This window comes from Pseudomonas fluorescens (genome assembly GCF_012974785.1).
GTDB lineage: Bacteria > Pseudomonadota > Gammaproteobacteria > Pseudomonadales > Pseudomonadaceae > Aquipseudomonas > Aquipseudomonas fluorescens_BT.
The window spans coordinates 3,088,492-3,104,479 of the sequence record NZ_CP027561.1; the positions used below are offsets into that span (position 1 = coordinate 3,088,492).

General features: G+C 59.5%; 11 protein-coding genes. 5 read left to right on the forward strand and 6 right to left on the reverse strand.

All coding sequences use genetic code 11. The features are described from left to right. Window positions 1-42: 42 nt before the first annotated feature. The 5 genes from C6Y56_RS13830 to C6Y56_RS13850 all read right to left on the reverse strand — a co-directional run bounded on the left by C6Y56_RS13830 (window position 43) and on the right by C6Y56_RS13850 (window position 7,008). Window positions 43-1,464: an efflux transporter outer membrane subunit gene (locus C6Y56_RS13830; protein WP_169430358.1), complete on the reverse strand. Its 1,422-nt coding sequence runs from the start codon at window positions 1,462-1,464 to the stop codon at window positions 43-45. Next, window positions 1,461-4,652 (reverse strand): efflux RND transporter permease subunit, encoded by a 3,192-nt coding sequence (locus tag C6Y56_RS13835; protein WP_169430359.1) that lies wholly within the window; start codon window positions 4,650-4,652, stop codon window positions 1,461-1,463. Before C6Y56_RS13835 ends, C6Y56_RS13830 begins: the two co-directional genes overlap by 4 nt. Window positions 4,653-4,667: 15 nt before the next feature. Beyond that, a complete protein-coding gene (gene mexE, locus C6Y56_RS13840) occupies window positions 4,668-5,921 on the reverse strand; it encodes a multidrug efflux RND transporter periplasmic adaptor subunit MexE (protein ID WP_169430360.1) in 1,254 nt (417 codons plus the stop codon). 270 nt (window positions 5,922-6,191) lie between these two features. Continuing rightward, on the reverse strand, window positions 6,192-6,644 hold the full coding sequence (locus C6Y56_RS13845) for a DUF805 domain-containing protein (RefSeq protein ID WP_169430361.1): 453 nt from the start codon (window positions 6,642-6,644) through the stop codon (window positions 6,192-6,194). 16 nt (window positions 6,645-6,660) lie between these two features. Beyond that, the gene (locus C6Y56_RS13850) at window positions 6,661-7,008 is read right to left on the reverse strand and encodes a DUF4190 domain-containing protein (RefSeq protein ID WP_169430362.1); all 348 of its coding nucleotides are present in this window, start codon (window positions 7,006-7,008) and stop codon (window positions 6,661-6,663) included. Between the two features lie 326 nt (window positions 7,009-7,334). Between C6Y56_RS13850 and C6Y56_RS13855 the strand changes: the two genes are divergently transcribed. Further along, the gene (locus tag C6Y56_RS13855) at window positions 7,335-8,501 is read left to right on the forward strand and encodes a sugar transporter (protein ID WP_169430363.1); all 1,167 of its coding nucleotides are present in this window, start codon (window positions 7,335-7,337) and stop codon (window positions 8,499-8,501) included. Between the two features lie 68 nt (window positions 8,502-8,569). Here the strand turns inward: C6Y56_RS13855 and C6Y56_RS13860 are convergent, their stop codons facing one another. Beyond that, window positions 8,570-9,484 carry a LysR family transcriptional regulator gene (locus C6Y56_RS13860; RefSeq protein ID WP_085709803.1) on the reverse strand — a complete coding sequence of 305 codons (915 nt, stop codon included), beginning with the start codon at window positions 9,482-9,484 and terminating at the stop codon, window positions 8,570-8,572. A gap of 270 nt (window positions 9,485-9,754) precedes the next feature. Between C6Y56_RS13860 and C6Y56_RS13865 the strand changes: the two genes are divergently transcribed. The 4 genes from C6Y56_RS13865 (at window position 9,755) to pgm (ending at window position 15,983) form a co-directional block, all read left to right on the forward strand. Next, entirely contained in the window at window positions 9,755-10,777 is a 1,023-nt protein-coding gene (locus C6Y56_RS13865) for a zinc-dependent alcohol dehydrogenase family protein (protein ID WP_169430364.1), read from the forward strand. A 545-nt stretch (window positions 10,778-11,322) separates the two neighbouring features. Then, on the forward strand, window positions 11,323-12,777 hold the full coding sequence (locus tag C6Y56_RS13870) for a hypothetical protein (protein ID WP_169430365.1): 1,455 nt from the start codon (window positions 11,323-11,325) through the stop codon (window positions 12,775-12,777). 49 nt (window positions 12,778-12,826) lie between these two features. Continuing rightward, window positions 12,827-14,227 (forward strand): PLP-dependent aminotransferase family protein, encoded by a 1,401-nt coding sequence (locus tag C6Y56_RS13875; protein ID WP_169430366.1) that lies wholly within the window; start codon window positions 12,827-12,829, stop codon window positions 14,225-14,227. A 109-nt stretch (window positions 14,228-14,336) separates the two neighbouring features. Continuing rightward, on the forward strand, window positions 14,337-15,983 hold the full coding sequence (gene pgm, locus C6Y56_RS13880) for a phosphoglucomutase (alpha-D-glucose-1,6-bisphosphate-dependent) (RefSeq protein ID WP_169430367.1): 1,647 nt from the start codon (window positions 14,337-14,339) through the stop codon (window positions 15,981-15,983). The last annotated feature ends 5 nt before the right edge of the window (window positions 15,984-15,988 follow it).

Consider the following 15,988-nt stretch of genomic DNA (forward strand, 5'->3'; position numbering starts at 1 on the left):
TTGGTTGGTTGCGGCCAACCAAAGGAGCTCTTTAAAAACCTGTTACTTGCTGGCGACCGTTTCCGGTTGCCAGCCGCCACCGAGGGCCTTGTAGATCGCGACGATGCCGCGATACAGATCGACTTCGGCCTGGGCCTGACTGTCTTCGGCGTTCAGGCGCTCACGCTGGGCGTCGAGCAGCACGAGGAAATCCGTGGTGCCTTCGCGATAGCGGATTTCAGCCAGATCGGCAGCCTTGCGGCTTGATTCGCTCTGGCGGATCAGCGAGATCAGGCGTTGCTGACGTTTGCCGTAATCGCTGAAGGCATTCTCCGACTCTTCCAGGGCCAGCAGCACTTGTTGCTCGTAGGTCGCCAGTGCGCCTTCGGCATCGGCATCGGCGCCGCGCAGGCGGGCCCGCACGCTGCCAAGGTCGAACGCCGCCCAGGTGATGCTCGGGCCCAGTGCCCAGGCGTTGGCCGCCGAGGAACCGATCTGCGAGCCACGCCCGGCGGTCCAACCCAGGAAACCGCTGAGGCTGACCCGAGGAAACAGGTCGGCCTTGGCCACACCGATACGCGCCGTGGCCGAAGCCAGTTTGCGTTCGGCGCTGAGGATGTCCGGACGACGTTGCAGCAGCTCGCCCGGATCACCGATCGGCAATGCCTTGGCGATGGCTGGCAAGTCTTTCGGGCTCAGGTCGACGGTCAGCTTGTCCGGACGTTCACCCAGCAGGGTGGCGATGCGGTTTTTCTGCCGAACCTGCTCCGCCTGCAATTGCGGCACGCTGGCTTCGACCGAGGCCAGACGGGCATCGGCACGCTCGACATCGAGCTGATCGCCAACGCCGGCATCACGCAGGCTGATGGTGATCTTGCGCGACTCCTGCTGGTTTTCCAGGTTGGCCACGGCGATCTTTTCCCGCAGTTGTGCACCGCGCAGTTGACCGTAAGCGTCCACTAGTTCGGCAATCATGGTGACTTGCAGTTGGTACAGATCCGCTTCGGCAGCCTGCTGATCGGCTTCACTGGCTTCCAGGTTGCGCTGGATGCGGCCAAACAGATCGACCTCCCAGGCCATGTCCAGACCCAGGTCGTAGCGTTCGCTGTTGACCCGCTTGGTGGTCTGGCCGGGAATCTGCCCCTTGGCCAGATCGCTGCTGGCGCGGCTGGTGATGGTCGGCATCGCGTCATTGCTGACGTCGTCACGGATCGCCCGGGCGGCTTTCCAGCGGGCGAACGCCACGCGCAATTGACGGTTGCCTTGCAGCGATTGAGTCACCAACTGGTTGAGGGTCGGATCGTCGAACTGCTGCCACCAGATGCCTTCGAACTTCGAACGGTCAAAGTTCTTCTGGCCGGCGGCGCCGTCGGTGGCGGCCGTGATGTTGGCCGCCTCCGTGGCTGGGGTCTTGTAGTCGGGGCCGACTGCGCAGGCACTCAGGGCCAGCACCAGCAGGCTCGGCAGGAAGACTTTCAGACTCATTGGTGCGCCTCCAGTGGCTTTTGAAGATTCTGCGCCTTGGCCGCTTTGCGGGCTTCACCGCGTTCCACGAAGTTGCGGATCAGTACATAGAACACCGGCGTCAGCAGCAGACCGAAGAAGGTCACCCCGAGCATCCCGGAGAACACCGCCACACCCATGGCGTGACGCATCTCGGCACCGGCACCGCTGGAGAACACCAGTGGCACCACACCCATGATGAACGCGAACGAGGTCATCAGGATCGGCCGCAGACGCAGACGGCAGGCTTCCAGTACAGCGGCCAGCGGGTCGAGACCTTCCTGCTGTTTGTCCTTGGCGAATTCGACGATCAGAATCGCGTTCTTACAGGCCAGACCCACCAATACGATCAAACCGATCTGGGTGAAGATGTTGTTGTCACCGCCAGAAATGATCACACCCGTGATGGCCGACAGCAGGGTCATCGGCACGATCAGGATCACCGCCAGTGGCAGGCTCCAGCTTTCGTATTGAGCGGCGAGCACCAGGAACGCCAGCAGTACACAGAGCGGGAACACGAACAACGCAGTGTTGCCGGACAGAATCTGCTGGTAGGTCAGGTCGGTCCACTCGTAGGTCATGCCGTTCGGAAGTTCATCCTTGAGCAATTTCTCGATGGCTTTTTCGGCCTGACCGGAACTGTAGCCGGGTGCTGCTGCACCGTTGATTTCAGCGGTGATGAAGCCGTTGTAGTGCATCACGCGATCCGGGCCCGAGGTGTCGCTGACCTTGATGAAGGTCGCCAGCGGGATCATTTCGCCTTTGTTGTTGCGTACTTTCAGCTGGCCGATCTGGTCGGATTCGAGGCGGAACTGCTGCTCGGCCTGAACGTTGACCTGATAGGTGCGCCCGAAGCGGTTGAAGTCGTTGGCATACAGCGAACCCAGGTAGATCTGCAGGGTGTCGAAGATGTCGCTGACGGCCACGCCGTGGGTCTTGGCTTTTTCGCGGTCGATGGCAGCATCGACCTGCGGCACGTTCACGGTGTAGCTGGTGAACAGGTTGGCCAGTTCCGGAACGTTATGGCTCTTGGCAATGATGTTCATGGTTTCCTTGTAGAGCTCTTCGTAGCCCAGGTTGCCCCGGTCTTCGATTTGCAGGCGGAAACCACCGATGGTGCCCAGACCTTGTACCGGTGGCGGCGGGAAGATCGCCATGTAGGCTTCCTGGATCCCGGCGTACTGGCCGTTCAAGGCACCGGCAATCGCACCGGCGGACATGCTCGGGTCTTTACGCTCGTCGAACGGTTTGAGGGTCACGAACACGATGCCGGCGTTCGGGCTGTTGGTGAAGCCGTTGATCGACAGGCCCGGGAACGCTACGGCGCTTTCCACGCCCGGCTGTTTCAGCGCCAGGTCGGACATGCGTTTGATCACGTCTTCGGTGCGGTCCAGGCTCGCGGCGTCCGGCAGTTGTGCGAAGGCCACCAGGTATTGCTTGTCCTGGCCGGGTACGAAACCGGTTGGGGTGCTGGAGAACCCGAAGAAGGTCAGCACCATCAGGCCTGCGTACAGGAAGAGGGCGATGCCGCTGCCACGGATAACCCGGCGCACGGTTCCGACGTAGCCATGACTGGCACGGTCGAAGAAACGGTTGAACGGACGGAACAGCCAGCCACCGAAAATGTTGTCCAGCACTCGCGAGAAGCGGTCTTTCGGCGCGTCGTGACCTTTGAGCAACACAGCGGCCAGCGCTGGCGACAGGGTCAGCGAGTTGAAGGCCGAGATCACGGTCGAGATCGCAATGGTCAACGCGAACTGCTTGTAGAACTGGCCGGTCAGACCCGAGATGAATGCCGCCGGTACGAACACCGCACACAGCACCAGCGCCGTGGCAATGATCGGACCCGTTACTTCACCCATGGCCTTTTTGGTTGCATCGAAGGGGTTGAGCCCCAGTTCAATGTTCCGCTCGACGTTCTCCACCACCACGATGGCGTCGTCCACCACGATACCGATCGCCAGTACCAGGCCGAACAGCGACAGTGCGTTGAGCGAGAAGCCGAACAGGTGCATCACCGCAAACGTACCGATCAACGATACCGGCACCGCCACCAACGGAATGATCGAGGCGCGCCAGGTCTGCAGGAACAGGATCACCACCAGAACCACGAGGATCAGTGCTTCGAAGAGGGTGTGAACCACCGCCTCGATGGAGCCGCGCACGAAGATCGTCGGGTCATAGACGATGCTGTAGTCCATGCCTTGCGGGAAGCTTTTCTTCAGTTCTTCCATCTTGCCGCGAACTTCGTTCGAGATTTCGATGGCGTTGGACCCCGGACGCTGGAAGATCGGGATCGCTACGGCTGGCTGGTTGTTCAGCAACGAGCGCAGGGCGTACTGGCTGGAACCCAGTTCGACGCGGGCGATATCCTTCAGGCGAGTGATTTCACCGTTGTCGCCTGCGCGAATGATGATGTTCTCGAACTCTTCCTCGGAGACCAGACGGCCCTGAGTGTTGACCGACAGCTGGAAGCTTTGCGCAGTTGGCGCAGGAGGGGCGCCCAATTGGCCGGCGGCCACCTGGCGGTTCTGCTCACGAATGGCGGTCACTACATCAGTGGCAGTCAGATTGCGCGAGGCGGTCTTGTTCGGATCCAGCCATACACGCAGCGAGTAGTCGCCCATACCGAACAGCTGCACGTCACCGACACCACCGAGGCGAGCGAGCTCATCCTTGATATTGAGGATCGCGTAGTTGGACAGGTACAGCATGTCGTAGCGTTTGTCCGGCGAGGTCAAGTGCACAACCATGGTCAGGTCGGGCGAGGCCTTGTCGACGGTGATACCGATGCGCGTCACTTCTTCCGGAAGCTTCGGTTCGGTCCGGGTCACGCGGTTCTGCACCTGCACCTGCGCGTTGTCCAGGTCGGTACCCAGGGCGAAGGTGATGGTCAGGGTGATCTTGCCGTCAGCGGTGGATTGCGAGGACATGTACAGCATGTTCTCGACCCCGGTGATGGCCTGCTCCAGCGGAGCCGCCACGGTTTCACCGATGACTTTTGGGTTGGCGCCCGGGAAGTTGGCACGTACCACCACGGTGGGCGGCACGACTTCCGGGTATTCGCTGATCGGCAATTGGAACAGCGAAATCGCACCGGCAATCAGGATCAACAGCGACAGCACCGCTGCGAAGATCGGCCGTGAAATGAAGAATTGGGAAAAATTCATCGGAGTTGTCGTCCCTTAACCGCGTGGGGTCGCAGCAGCCAGTTTCACAACCGAACCCGGCGCGCCTTTGGTTGGTGCGACTTTGGGCAGGTTGCTGGCTTCCAGCGCTTGTCGTTGTTGAGCGAGAGCGGCAATGGTTTGCTCGCTGGCCATCGGAATCACTTCAGGCGAAACGGGGGAGCCTGGGCGAACCCGTTGCAGACCCTTGACGATGATCGTGTCGTCCTTGTTCAGGCCGCTGCGCACGATACGCAGGCCTTCGATCTTCGGACCGAGTTCGACGGCGCGGTAGGCGGTCTTGTTGTCGCCATCCATCACCAGCACAAACTTCTTGCCGAGGTCGGTGCCAACGGCTTCGTCGTTGATCAGCATGGCGTTGTAGGTGCCGCTGCCGACCAGTTTCAGACGCGCATACAGGCCCGGGGTATAGGTGCCGTCGCTGTTGTCGAAGACGGCGCGACCACGGATGGTGCCGGTTTTCGGGTTGACCTGGTTGTCGACGAAGTTCATCTGGCCCAGGTGCGGGTTGCCGTCTTCGTTGGACAGGCCCATGTACACCGGGGTGGTCGCGCCACGCTGACCCTGACGGGCGAGTTGGGTGTATTTGAGGAACACACGCTCGTCGGCGTCGAAGTAGGCGTAGACCTTGTCGGTGGAAACCACGCTGGTCAGCGGGGTGGTGTCGGCGGTCACCAGGTTACCGGCGGTGATCTCGGCACGGCTGACACGGCCACTGATCGGTGCGGTTACACGGGTGAAGCTCAGGTTCAGTTTGGCCAGATCCAGTTGCGCTTGAAGGGCGCCGACAGCGGCACGTGCTTCTTGTGCAGCGCTGGTGCGCGAGTCGGCCAGTTCGGCGGAAATCGCGTTGCTGGCACGCAGGCGTTCGCCACGGCCAGCTTCGTTTTCACTGCGGGTGGCGTTGGCGCGGGCCTGGGCGACCAGTGCTTCAAGACGGCGAACCTCAGCCTGGAACGGACGCGGGTCGATCTGGAACAACAGGTCGCCTTTCTTCACCAGTGCACCTTCGGTGAAGGCGACTTCGTCGATCTGACCGGAGACCCGTGGACGGATTTCAACGGTTTCCGGCGCCTCGAGGCGCCCGGTGAATTCGTCCCACTCGTTGACGGGTTGTTCCAGCACCTTGGCCACGCTGACTTTGGCAGCAGGCATGGCGGCGGCGGTTTCTGGAGTCTTGCCGCAGGCGCTCATCACCATCACGGCCAACAGAGCCAACGGGAAGCGCAAATGTTTGAGTGATTGTTCCATGGATGCATCCGCCAATGTATTGAAGATGGGCGGATGATGCTCGGCAGGTAGATAGCAAACGAATCGAATGACACGAAGGTAACTATCATTCGGAATGATATAAGACCGAGTGAAGCCCTCTAGCATGCACCTTTCGTTAGGGGGCTATCAATATGGTCGATGACAAATCTGTGTTGCGCGACCTGCAAGGATGAAATCGACAGGAATTCTTTGCGGCAGATGCAAAGAGACGGCCATGGCGGCCGTCTCGATCAGCGTGTAGCGGGTGACTCAGTTGATGCCTTTGCGGTTCGGCCCGAAACGGTTCGGACCTGGCTGGCTGTCCTGCACCAGAAACACCAGGTTGACGATCGGCAACAGCAACCACCAGCCACTGCGGTCGGTGTCGTGCATGCGGCGTGCACCGACCGCGATGCTTGGCAGCAACATCGCTAGGCTGTACAGGTTGTAAAGGACGCCCTTGGTATTGAGGATTGCATCGAGAACACCGATGACAATGCAGATACCCATGTTGATCAGGATGAACATCCAGTACTCGCGACGGGTGGCGCGCCCCTTGAACTCGGCGTAGTTCTTCAACGCTTCCATATAGGGGTTGCCCGTCGTGATGGCGGGGCCGCTTGCAAAGGACTGTTGGGTCGCCTGAGGCGCTCCGCACTGTGGGCAAGCCACGGCCAGGCTGCTAATTTCCTTGGCGCAACCGCGGCAGAAAACCATGCTCATATCTTTTTCCCTAAAATTATTCAATCGATAGGCAGGACAAAACGAACGCGGTAAGGCCTGACAAAATAATGCCGGCAATCGCGAGGTTTCTTCCTGGATGTTTTTGGTTGATGCAGACGATGCCGCAAAGGAGACCAGCAATGCTGAGAACTCCCACACCGACAATCGCGTCTCTGTCCCATTCGGAATCATCGAACAAAGTGAGTGCGCTGATAATTCCGATGATCAATGAAACGATGGCGAGCCAGGGAGCTTCGGCTTGAGTTTGCGGCACCGAGGCCTGCTGGGGAGCCCCGCATTGGGGGCAGGTGAGCGCCGATTCGTGAAGCTCCTTGGCGCAAGCACGACAATAGACCATTGCCATCGTTTTCCTTAACTGAGTGCGTATACCCGAACTGCCATGTGTCGGGGCGGCGACACGTTAAACTTTATTGCCGAATTTGTCATTAGGCACTTTGCCAGCACTCACGATGTGCACCGAAATGACGAGCTTGCGAGGGGCGTCCGGATCACCAGCTCCGACCGATAACGCGCATTGCAGAAAGAACAGCGAGGCGCTCGCGCCAAGAGTTTCGCCACCAACGGACAAGTCGCCGTTTCTTTATAGTAAAGTCGCCATCGAACCACCTGTCGTCTGAGGCTTTCCGGCAATTGGTGTACGCAAAACCGACAGATGGGCACGACTTTCAAATGAGCAATTCTACGACGACCACCAGCGGCAATTGGTATGCGGTCATTGCGCTGGCACTGGCTGCGTTCGTCTTCAACACCACCGAGTTTGTTCCTGTCGGTCTGTTGAGTTCGATTGGCAGCAGTTTCGACATGACATCGGCTCAGGTCGGCCTGATGTTGACCATTTATGCATGGGTGGTGTCGCTGACGTCACTTCCGATCATGCTGCTGACGCGCAATGTCGAGCGGCGCAAGCTGTTGATCGTACTGTTCGGGATATTCATCCTCAGTCACATCCTGTCGAGTCTGGCGACCAGCTTCGCTGTCCTGCTGGTAAGCCGGATTGGCGTGGCGTTGTCGCATGCGCTGTTCTGGTCCATCACCGCTTCACTGGCTGTGCGCCTGGCGCCGCCGGGCAAGCAGGTTCAAGCGTTGGGCCTGCTGGCAACCGGCACTTCACTGGCGATGGTGCTCGGCATTCCCCTTGGCCGGATATTGGGCGAGGCGATGGGCTGGCGAACCACTTTTATCGTGATCGCAGTGCTGGCCGCTACGCTGGTGTTCTGGCTGGCCAGGGTCTTGCCGTTGCTGCCGAGCCAGAACTCTGGCTCGCTCAAAAGTCTGCCCATTTTATTGAAGCGACCTGCGCTCATGGCGATCTACGTCCTGACGGCCATGGTCGTGACGGCGCATTTCACCGCCTACAGCTACATCGAACCTTTCGTGCAGGTCGTGGCGGGCATGAGTGGCGAGACGGTCACGCTGATCCTGCTGTTATTCGGCGGCGCGGGTATTTTCGGGTCCCTGCTGTTCAGCTGGCTGCACCGCTACAGCCCGCCGCGTTTTCTGATCGTCGCCGTTTCGTTGCTTGCATTGTGCCTGGTGCTGCTGTTGCCTTTGAGCGGTAGCGTTTCGTACCTGTGCGCACTGAGCGTGTTCTGGGGAATGGCGATCATGGGATTCGGCTTGGCGCTGCAGTCCAGGGTCCTGGTGCTGGCACCCGACGCGACCGATGTGGCGATGGCGCTGTTTTCAGGGATCTACAACATCGGTATTGGTGGCGGGGCCCTGATGGGGAGCTGGGTGGGCAGCCAGCTCGGCTTTGCTTATGTGGGGATCGTGGGTGGCACGCTGGCGGCGCTGGCGCTGTTGATCTACTGTCTGTCGGCCAATCGCGTGGCTTGATCCGGGGCTTGTGTTTGAGTTTTTGAACCGCTTTGCTGACGACAGCAAAGCGGTTTCGGAAAGGTTGCTCAGAGACTGTCCGGATCACCGAAAAACATCTGAATCCGCGACCTCAACCACCGCTCCCCCGGATCGTTATCCTGCGACCCGCGCCAGGCCATATGCAGTTCGAACGTGCGCGTCGGCAACGGCGGATCTTCCGCCCGAACGCCACCCGCAGACGTCAGCGCATCAGCCGTGTAATCCGGCACGGTCGCGACGATATCGGTTCCGGCCAGCAACGTGCTCAAGCCATTGAACTGCGGTACGGCCAGTACCACGTGGCGTTTGCGTCCGAGTTTTTCCAACTCCTCATCAATAAAGCCACTGAGGTCGCCGGCGAACGACACCAGCGCATGGGGGCGGGCGCAGTAGTCGTCCAGGCTCAACGGCCCGGGTACGGTGTCGGCGCGCAGCAGTTTTGGCTGGCTGCGGCGCAAGACCTTGCGTTTGGCGTTGGCCGGCAGGTCGGTGGTGTAGCTGACGCCGATGGAGATTTCGCCGGAGGCGAGCAGGCCAGGCATCAGGATGTAGTTGACGCGTCGCACCACCAGCACGATGCCCGGCGCCTCGGCGCGCAGGCGCTTGAGCAGCATGGGCAGCAACGCGAATTCGACGTCGTCCGACAGGCCGATGCGGAAAACCGACGTGCTGGTGGCCGGGTCGAATTCGGCCGCGCGGCTCACGGCAGTCGAAATCGAATCCAGGGCCGGGGAGAGCAGGGCAAAGATTTCCACCGCCCGAGCGGACGGTTCCATGCTGCGCCCGGTGCGTACAAACAGCGGATCATCGAACAGACCACGCAGGCGCGAGAGCGCCGCGCTGATCGCCGGCTGGCCGAGAAACAGTTTTTCCGCAGCGCGGGTCACGCTGCGTTCGTGCATCAGTGTTTCGAATACGATCAACAGGTTCAGGTCGACACGACGCAGGTCATTACGATTCATCTGGAGTCCTGGCAGAGTCATCAAGCTTGACGAGGGCAGCCATATGAGAACAATGGCCGGCATGAATCTTACGGGGAAAGGCTGGTAGTCTGCACCGGGTAATTCAGCTTTACTGAGAAGGCAGTGGCAGTTTTTTCATGGATTTTCTCAATGCTGGCCATGCTGCGGAATCAATGACAGGCATGTCGACTATTAATAGCCACTGATGGTCTTGGCTGGAAAGCCCAGATAGAGTTCAGGGCATTAGAGGTTACTTTGACGAGGTTTGCGATGTCCCGCACGATCCGTTTTCACAAGTTTGGTCCGGCCGAGGTGCTCAAATGCGAAGAGCATGCGGCCGCTCAGCCAGGTCCTGGCGAAGTGCAGGTGCGTGTCGAGGCAATCGGCATCAGCTGGTACGACACACTCTGGCGTCAGAATCTGGCATCGTCCCAGGCACGCCTGCCGTCCGGCCTGGGCCATGAGATGGCCGGTGTGGTCACGGCGATCGGCGACGGTGTCGAAGACCTCATCGTCGGTGACAAGGTAGCCAGTTTCCCGGCGGAAAGTCCCAACGACTATCCGGTCTACGGCGAACTGATCGTTCTGCCACGTACCGCGCTGACCCGTTATCCGGACGTGCTGAACCCGATCGAAGCCAGCGTGCATTACACGCCGCTGTTGATCGCGTACTTCGGTTACGTCGATCTGGCACGCGTCAAACCCGGACAGTTTGCCCTGGTCACTGACGCCAGTCATTGCGCCGGCCCGTCCTTTGTCCAGTTGGGCAAGGCGCTGGGCGTGCGAGTGATTGCCGCCACAAAAAACGCAGAAGAGCGCGAATACCTGCTCTCTCTGGGTGCCGAGAAAGTGATCGTCACCGAAGAAGAAGACCTGTTGATGCGGGTCAACAAGATTACCGACAACCGCGGCGTCAACGTCGTGTTCGACGGTCTCGGCGGCCCACAGATGTCACTGCTGGGTGATGTGCTGGCACCTCGTGGCAGCTTGGTGTTGTATGGCCTGCAGGGTGGCAACCAGACGCCATTCCCGGCCTGCGCAGCGTTCCAGAAGAACATCCAGTTCTTCGTGCATTGCATCGGCAACTTCACCGGGAAGCCGGAGCTGGGCATCGTCCAGGATCATGTTGCGCTGCAACGTGCCCTGCGCGACATCAATCAGTTGACGGCCGATCGCGTGCTGGTGCCGCTCAAGACGCGAGTCTTCCCGTTCAACGAGTTTGTCGAAGCGCATCGTTACATGGATGAATGCCCTTGCCGTGAGCGCGTTGCACTGCAAGTCGAACCTGCCTGACCTTTACCTTTAGAGTCCGTGGCCCACGGACTCTTGTGCGTTCTTTCCTTCAGACCATGAGAAACCCTGGGCGCGATGCCTGGGGACGTTCAGCAACTGAACTGGTTTTTACTCGTGATCTGTATCTTCTAATCGCCCTCCAGACCCTGATAATTGAATGACTACTTTCATCTCAAGGAATGAGCGATGTCTGTGCATTCTATTTGCTTTGTGCAATACCAAACGGCTGTTGAAGATCGATGTTCCGGTTTCTGTTTAATTGCTGTAGGGCGGCTATGTAATCCCTTCTTTTTTTCCTGTGCTCATCGTGCGCAGGTCATTGTAAGAATTTTCCTAAGAAAACTTGAAGCCAGGGAAACCTCCGTAAAGACAGGGGGTTGCGCCATTCGTGTCGCGGGCGTGAATTATTTCAAGTGCAACTGTTTCAAATAACTACAAAACTTTAAGTGTTAGCATTTTAGCGTCTATTAATTAATGAAGAATGATTGCGCGTCCGATGTTCTTGGCTGCGCAATATGAAACCTTTGATATCGGGTGAAGTACTGATGAGCACGATCCATGATCAGGCAATGAATTATGTCTACCAGCAAGTATTGCAGCGATTGCTGAGTTTCTTTTCCCGTGCCGAGCGCACGGCATTGCAGTTGTTGATTCAGCGGCTGGCGGTAGCGGCCGGGGGCATGGATCGTATCGGCGAATTCAAGGTGCTGGTGACTCAATCCGGAACCCGAGACTGTTGTTACAGCCTGGCCCTTATGCGCGCCGCCCAATTGAGCATCGCCGGGCGCGCTCCGGGCACCTTTCAGCTGCGGGTTGCGACGCTGCGCGGAGGTGCCGTACCCGCGTCGGCACTGCACAACATGCATCGCAGCTTCAGTGCACTGTTTCTTTATGATGATCCCAGGGTCGAACTGTTGATGGTCGATCATCGAGAGGTGTTGCCCTTCAATCACCAGGCACCCGTCTCGGAGGTGGGGCGCGAGGCAAGCTGCATCAATTTGCTGATGGTCGGCCATCGTCGGTGCTGGAATGAAGAGCTTTATCTATGGGACGACAACTACCTGGCAACGGGCGAGTTTTTCGGCCAGGTCGCTCGATGGAACAACGGCGTCGATGCACTGCTCAGCAGTGACTCTGCACGCAGTCAGGAGGCTTTTCTGCATGGCCTCGACCGGGCGGCTCGCAAAGCCGGCATCGGTGCACTGCCAAAGCGGGGCAACGGTTTCGATGAATTGTTCAGCCTGCTCGATGGCATGGGCGGCGATTACTATCGGGAACTCTACCCGGAAGCCGACCTGCAGCCCTGGCGCCCGCTTGGCCAGTTCGAAGCCTGTCGGCGCACCAGTTACATCGGCATCGACGATATCGTGGTGGGCAAGATGGACGAGCGGTGGCCGTTGCTCAGCGATTTTCTTGGTTTTCAGGCCAATGAACTGCAGATCGAAACGGGCACCGACGAGTCGACAGACCCTGTAATCGCTGCCTACCTGCACGGCCTGCAAGTCTGTCATGTCGAAGGGCGCAGCTACGAGGCGGGCGTCTCGGAGTATGTGCAGCGTTGTCTGGCTTCGATGCGCCGCAGGAACGTTCCCGAACAGATTTGCGAGCGGTTTCTGGCGTCATTCGGCAACCTGTCCGATCTGACCGAACACCGATCGGTGGCGATGGCCGCACTGCACAGAAATGTCGGAATCAGTGAATCGCAACTCGTTTGTCTGTTGTTTGCGCCGTTTATCGAAGGCGGTGCCGGCCTGGAACGTTTTCTGCGCACTTGCCATCCGGGCATGCTGATCGCCATGCCGGATCTGCACCGGGCGATGCAAGGGCTGCATGCGCCGGAGCAGGTTCTGCAATGGATGACCGAAGTCAGCGGGTTGCCCGTACACCTGATCAGCCGGTTGTATGCCATGGATTCCATTCCCATGGATGAGCAGGTCAGGCGGGCTCCGGAGCTCTCCGACGTCGAGGTTGCCGTGGGCGACCGCTCCGCGGAAGGTTGAGCGTGAGTGTATTGCCTGAAGGCGAAAACATGCCGGCGGATGCCCGCTCATGAATGCCGCACGTGAAACCGACTTCGCCTACCAGGCCGTCTATCGATACCTTACCCAGTTGATCGAAGAGCCTGGCGGCGAAGGTGCGATTCGATTGCCATCCCTGAGGCAATTGGCCGAACGGCTGGGCGTCTCGATTTCAACCATTCAGTACGCCTATGCCTTGCTGGAAAAGGAAGGTCGGGTTTACTCCGTTGCCAAGTCCGGTTATTTCGCAAGAGCAGCCAGTACGGTCATGCCGCCCGGTCGGGGCAGCGACCTGCTGGAAACCGTCTATGTCAATGCCAGATGTTCGGGGATGCGCGTGCTGAGCGCAGATGACCCGGCATCGGTACAACCGCTGGATGGTCCGCTGCTGACGCTTGAGCGGGAGCTGATGCGCCAGTACCCGCGGCAACCTCAGGCCGTGGTTCAGCCCTGTGGCGAACTGGAGCTGCGCACGTTGCTTGCTGCACGTTATACCTCTTCACCGACCCATTGCTGGCATGCCGAAGATGTCTATATTGGCGCCGACGCAAGAGGGGTCCTCGAGATCCTGATCGCTGTCCTTGAGCTGCGCCACGCTACCGTGGTGGTGGAGTCGCCCTGTGACTGGATGATATTGCGCCTGCTTCAGTCTGCGGATGTGCGGATCATCGAGCTGCCGGTGCAGCCCGGCGGGGTGTTCGATCCACAGCAATTGGCATTGTTGCTGGAAACCGAGCCAGTACGGCTGGTCTTGCTGTCGTCGCAATTGAACATGCCCCACGGCAGTCTGGCTCCTCAGGATAATCTCGAGGCTATTGCAAGCCTGCTCACGCGCCACGGCATCTGGGTGCTGGAAAACGACAGCTACAGCGAGCTGAGAGATGACAGTGATCGGCGACCTCTGCGTGATCTGCTGGACCCCGATCGCCTGCTGGTTTTCTCGACTTTTGAAAAGGTGATCGGTGTCGAAGCCCCTTACGGCTTTGTACTTGCTCGCCAGTGGCGGGCCGATCTGCAACGGCACTTCCTGCTGCGTTCGTTCCGTCTCTCGCCGATTCGCCAGAAAGCCATTGCCCGCCTGTATGCAAGCGGTCGTGTCGATCAACACTTGCCGGTGCTCAAGCGTCTGCTCAAGGAGCGCCGAACGCAGTTGATCGAGCTGCTGCGAGACGGGCTGGGCGATGCATTGCACATCGACGAGCCGCAGGGTGGGGCGACGATCTGGGTGCGCTCGTCCCGTCGGGTGGTGATGGGGGCGGTGTTTCAGCGCCTGCTCAAACAACACGTGTTGATCGCGCCGGGGGAGCTGTTCAGTACCCAGGGCATGCATGGGCAGCACATGCGCCTGAGTGCAATCGGCAGCAGCGGGCCTGAGCTGGCCGGGGTCGTCGGTCTGCTTGGCGATGCATTGCGGCTGGCCCCCGGTGACTGAGCTGTTAAAAAACATCGGGGATGCACGGGATAGATACCATCGCACTACGGTCAAACTGCCAGTAAACTCCGCTGTAATTTCCTGAACCACTCTATTTCAGAGGTTTTGCATGACACTCAGTCCTTTTGCGGGCAAACCGGCACCGGCAGAACTGTTGGTCGATATCCCGCGACTGGTAACGGCGTATTACACCGGGCAGCCTGACGCTTCGATTTCCACCCAGCGCGTGGCATTTGGCACTTCCGGGCATCGGGGCAGCTCCTTCGACCTGAGTTTCAACGAGTGGCACGTTCTGGCGATCAGCCAGGCGATCTGTCTGTATCGCGAAGCCCAGGGCATCACCGGCCCGCTGTTCGTCGGCATCGATACTCACGCGCTGTCTACGCCGGCCGGAGCCAGTGCCCTGGAAGTGCTGGCAGCCAACGGCGTGACCGTGATGATCGCCGAAGGCGACGAATACACCCCGACGCCGGCCGTGTCCCACGCCATTCTTTGCTACAACCGCGGCCGCACCACCGGCCTTGCTGACGGTATCGTGATCACGCCGTCGCACAACCCGCCTCAAAGCGGTGGCTACAAATACAACCCAACCAATGGCGGTCCGGCCGACACCCACATCACCAAGTGGATCGAAGCCAAGGCCAACGAACTGCTGGCCAACAAGCTGGCAGGCGTTAAACGCATCGGCTACGAGCAGGCGCTTAAAGCCCCGACCACGCATCGTCACGATTACGTCAACACCTACGTGGCCGACCTGATCAACGTCATCGATTTCGATGCCATCCGCGGTGCCAAACTGCGTATGGGCGTCGATCCTCTGGGTGGAGCAGGGGTGCGCTACTGGTCAGCCATCGCCGAGCACTATCGTCTTGACCTCGACGTGGTGAACAAGGAAGTCGATTCGACGTTCCGCTTCATGACTGTCGACTGGGATGGCCAGATCCGCATGGACCCATCGTCCAGCCACGCCATGCAGGGCCTGATCGGTCTCAAGGAGCGCTTCGATGTCGCGTTCGCCTGCGATCCTGATCACGACCGTCACGGCATCGTTACGCCGTCCGGCGGTCTGTTGGCGCCGAACAATTACCTGGCGGTGTCGATCGACTACCTGTTCCAGAACCGCCCGCAATGGCGCGCCGATGCTGCCGTGGGTAAAACCGTGGTCAGCAGTGGCCTGATCGATCGCGTGGCCAAGCGCCTGGGCCGACGCCTGTACGAAGTGCCGGTCGGCTTCAAGTGGTTTGCCGATGGTCTGTTCGACGGCTCACTGGGTTTCGGCGGTGAAGAAAGCGCCGGCGCCTCGTTCCTGCGTAAGGACGGTGGCGTTTGGAGCACCGACAAGGATGGCCTGATCCCGGCGCTTCTGGCGGCTGAAATGACCGCCCGTACCGGCCGCGATCCAAGCCAGGCCTATCGTGCGCTGACCGATGAGTTGGGCGAACCGTTCTCGGTGCGTGTAGACGCCAAGGCCGACCCGGAGCAGAAAGCCCTGCTGAGCAAGTTGTCGCCGGAGCAGGTGACTTCCACCGAACTGGCCGGCGAAAAGATTCAGAGCATTCTCAGCAAGGCCCCGGGCAACGATCAGGCCATCGGCGGTCTGAAAGTCATGACCGAGAACGGCTGGTTCGCTGCACGTCCGTCGGGTACCGAAGACATCTACAAGATCTACGCCGAAAGCTTCATTGGCAATGACCACCTCAAGCAACTGGTGGTCGAAGCGCAAACGCTGGTCGATGGTGCAATTTCCACCCAGTGATCAGT

Coding starts and splice junctions, on each gene's coding strand:
- C6Y56_RS13830 (WP_169430358.1), bottom strand. CDS start 1,464: ATGAGTCTGAAAGTCTTCCTGCCGAGCCTGCTGGTGCTGGCCCTGAGT.
- C6Y56_RS13835 (WP_169430359.1), bottom strand. CDS start 4,652: ATGAATTTTTCCCAATTCTTCATTTCACGGCCGATCTTCGCAGCGGTG.
- mexE (WP_169430360.1), bottom strand. CDS start 5,921: ATGGAACAATCACTCAAACATTTGCGCTTCCCGTTGGCTCTGTTGGCC.
- C6Y56_RS13845 (WP_169430361.1), bottom strand. CDS start 6,644: ATGAGCATGGTTTTCTGCCGCGGTTGCGCCAAGGAAATTAGCAGCCTG.
- C6Y56_RS13850 (WP_169430362.1), bottom strand. CDS start 7,008: ATGGCAATGGTCTATTGTCGTGCTTGCGCCAAGGAGCTTCACGAATCG.
- C6Y56_RS13855 (WP_169430363.1), top strand. CDS start 7,335: ATGAGCAATTCTACGACGACCACCAGCGGCAATTGGTATGCGGTCATT.
- C6Y56_RS13860 (WP_085709803.1), bottom strand. CDS start 9,484: ATGAATCGTAATGACCTGCGTCGTGTCGACCTGAACCTGTTGATCGTA.
- C6Y56_RS13865 (WP_169430364.1), top strand. CDS start 9,755: ATGTCCCGCACGATCCGTTTTCACAAGTTTGGTCCGGCCGAGGTGCTC.
- C6Y56_RS13870 (WP_169430365.1), top strand. CDS start 11,323: ATGAGCACGATCCATGATCAGGCAATGAATTATGTCTACCAGCAAGTA.
- C6Y56_RS13875 (WP_169430366.1), top strand. CDS start 12,827: ATGAATGCCGCACGTGAAACCGACTTCGCCTACCAGGCCGTCTATCGA.
- pgm (WP_169430367.1), top strand. CDS start 14,337: ATGACACTCAGTCCTTTTGCGGGCAAACCGGCACCGGCAGAACTGTTG.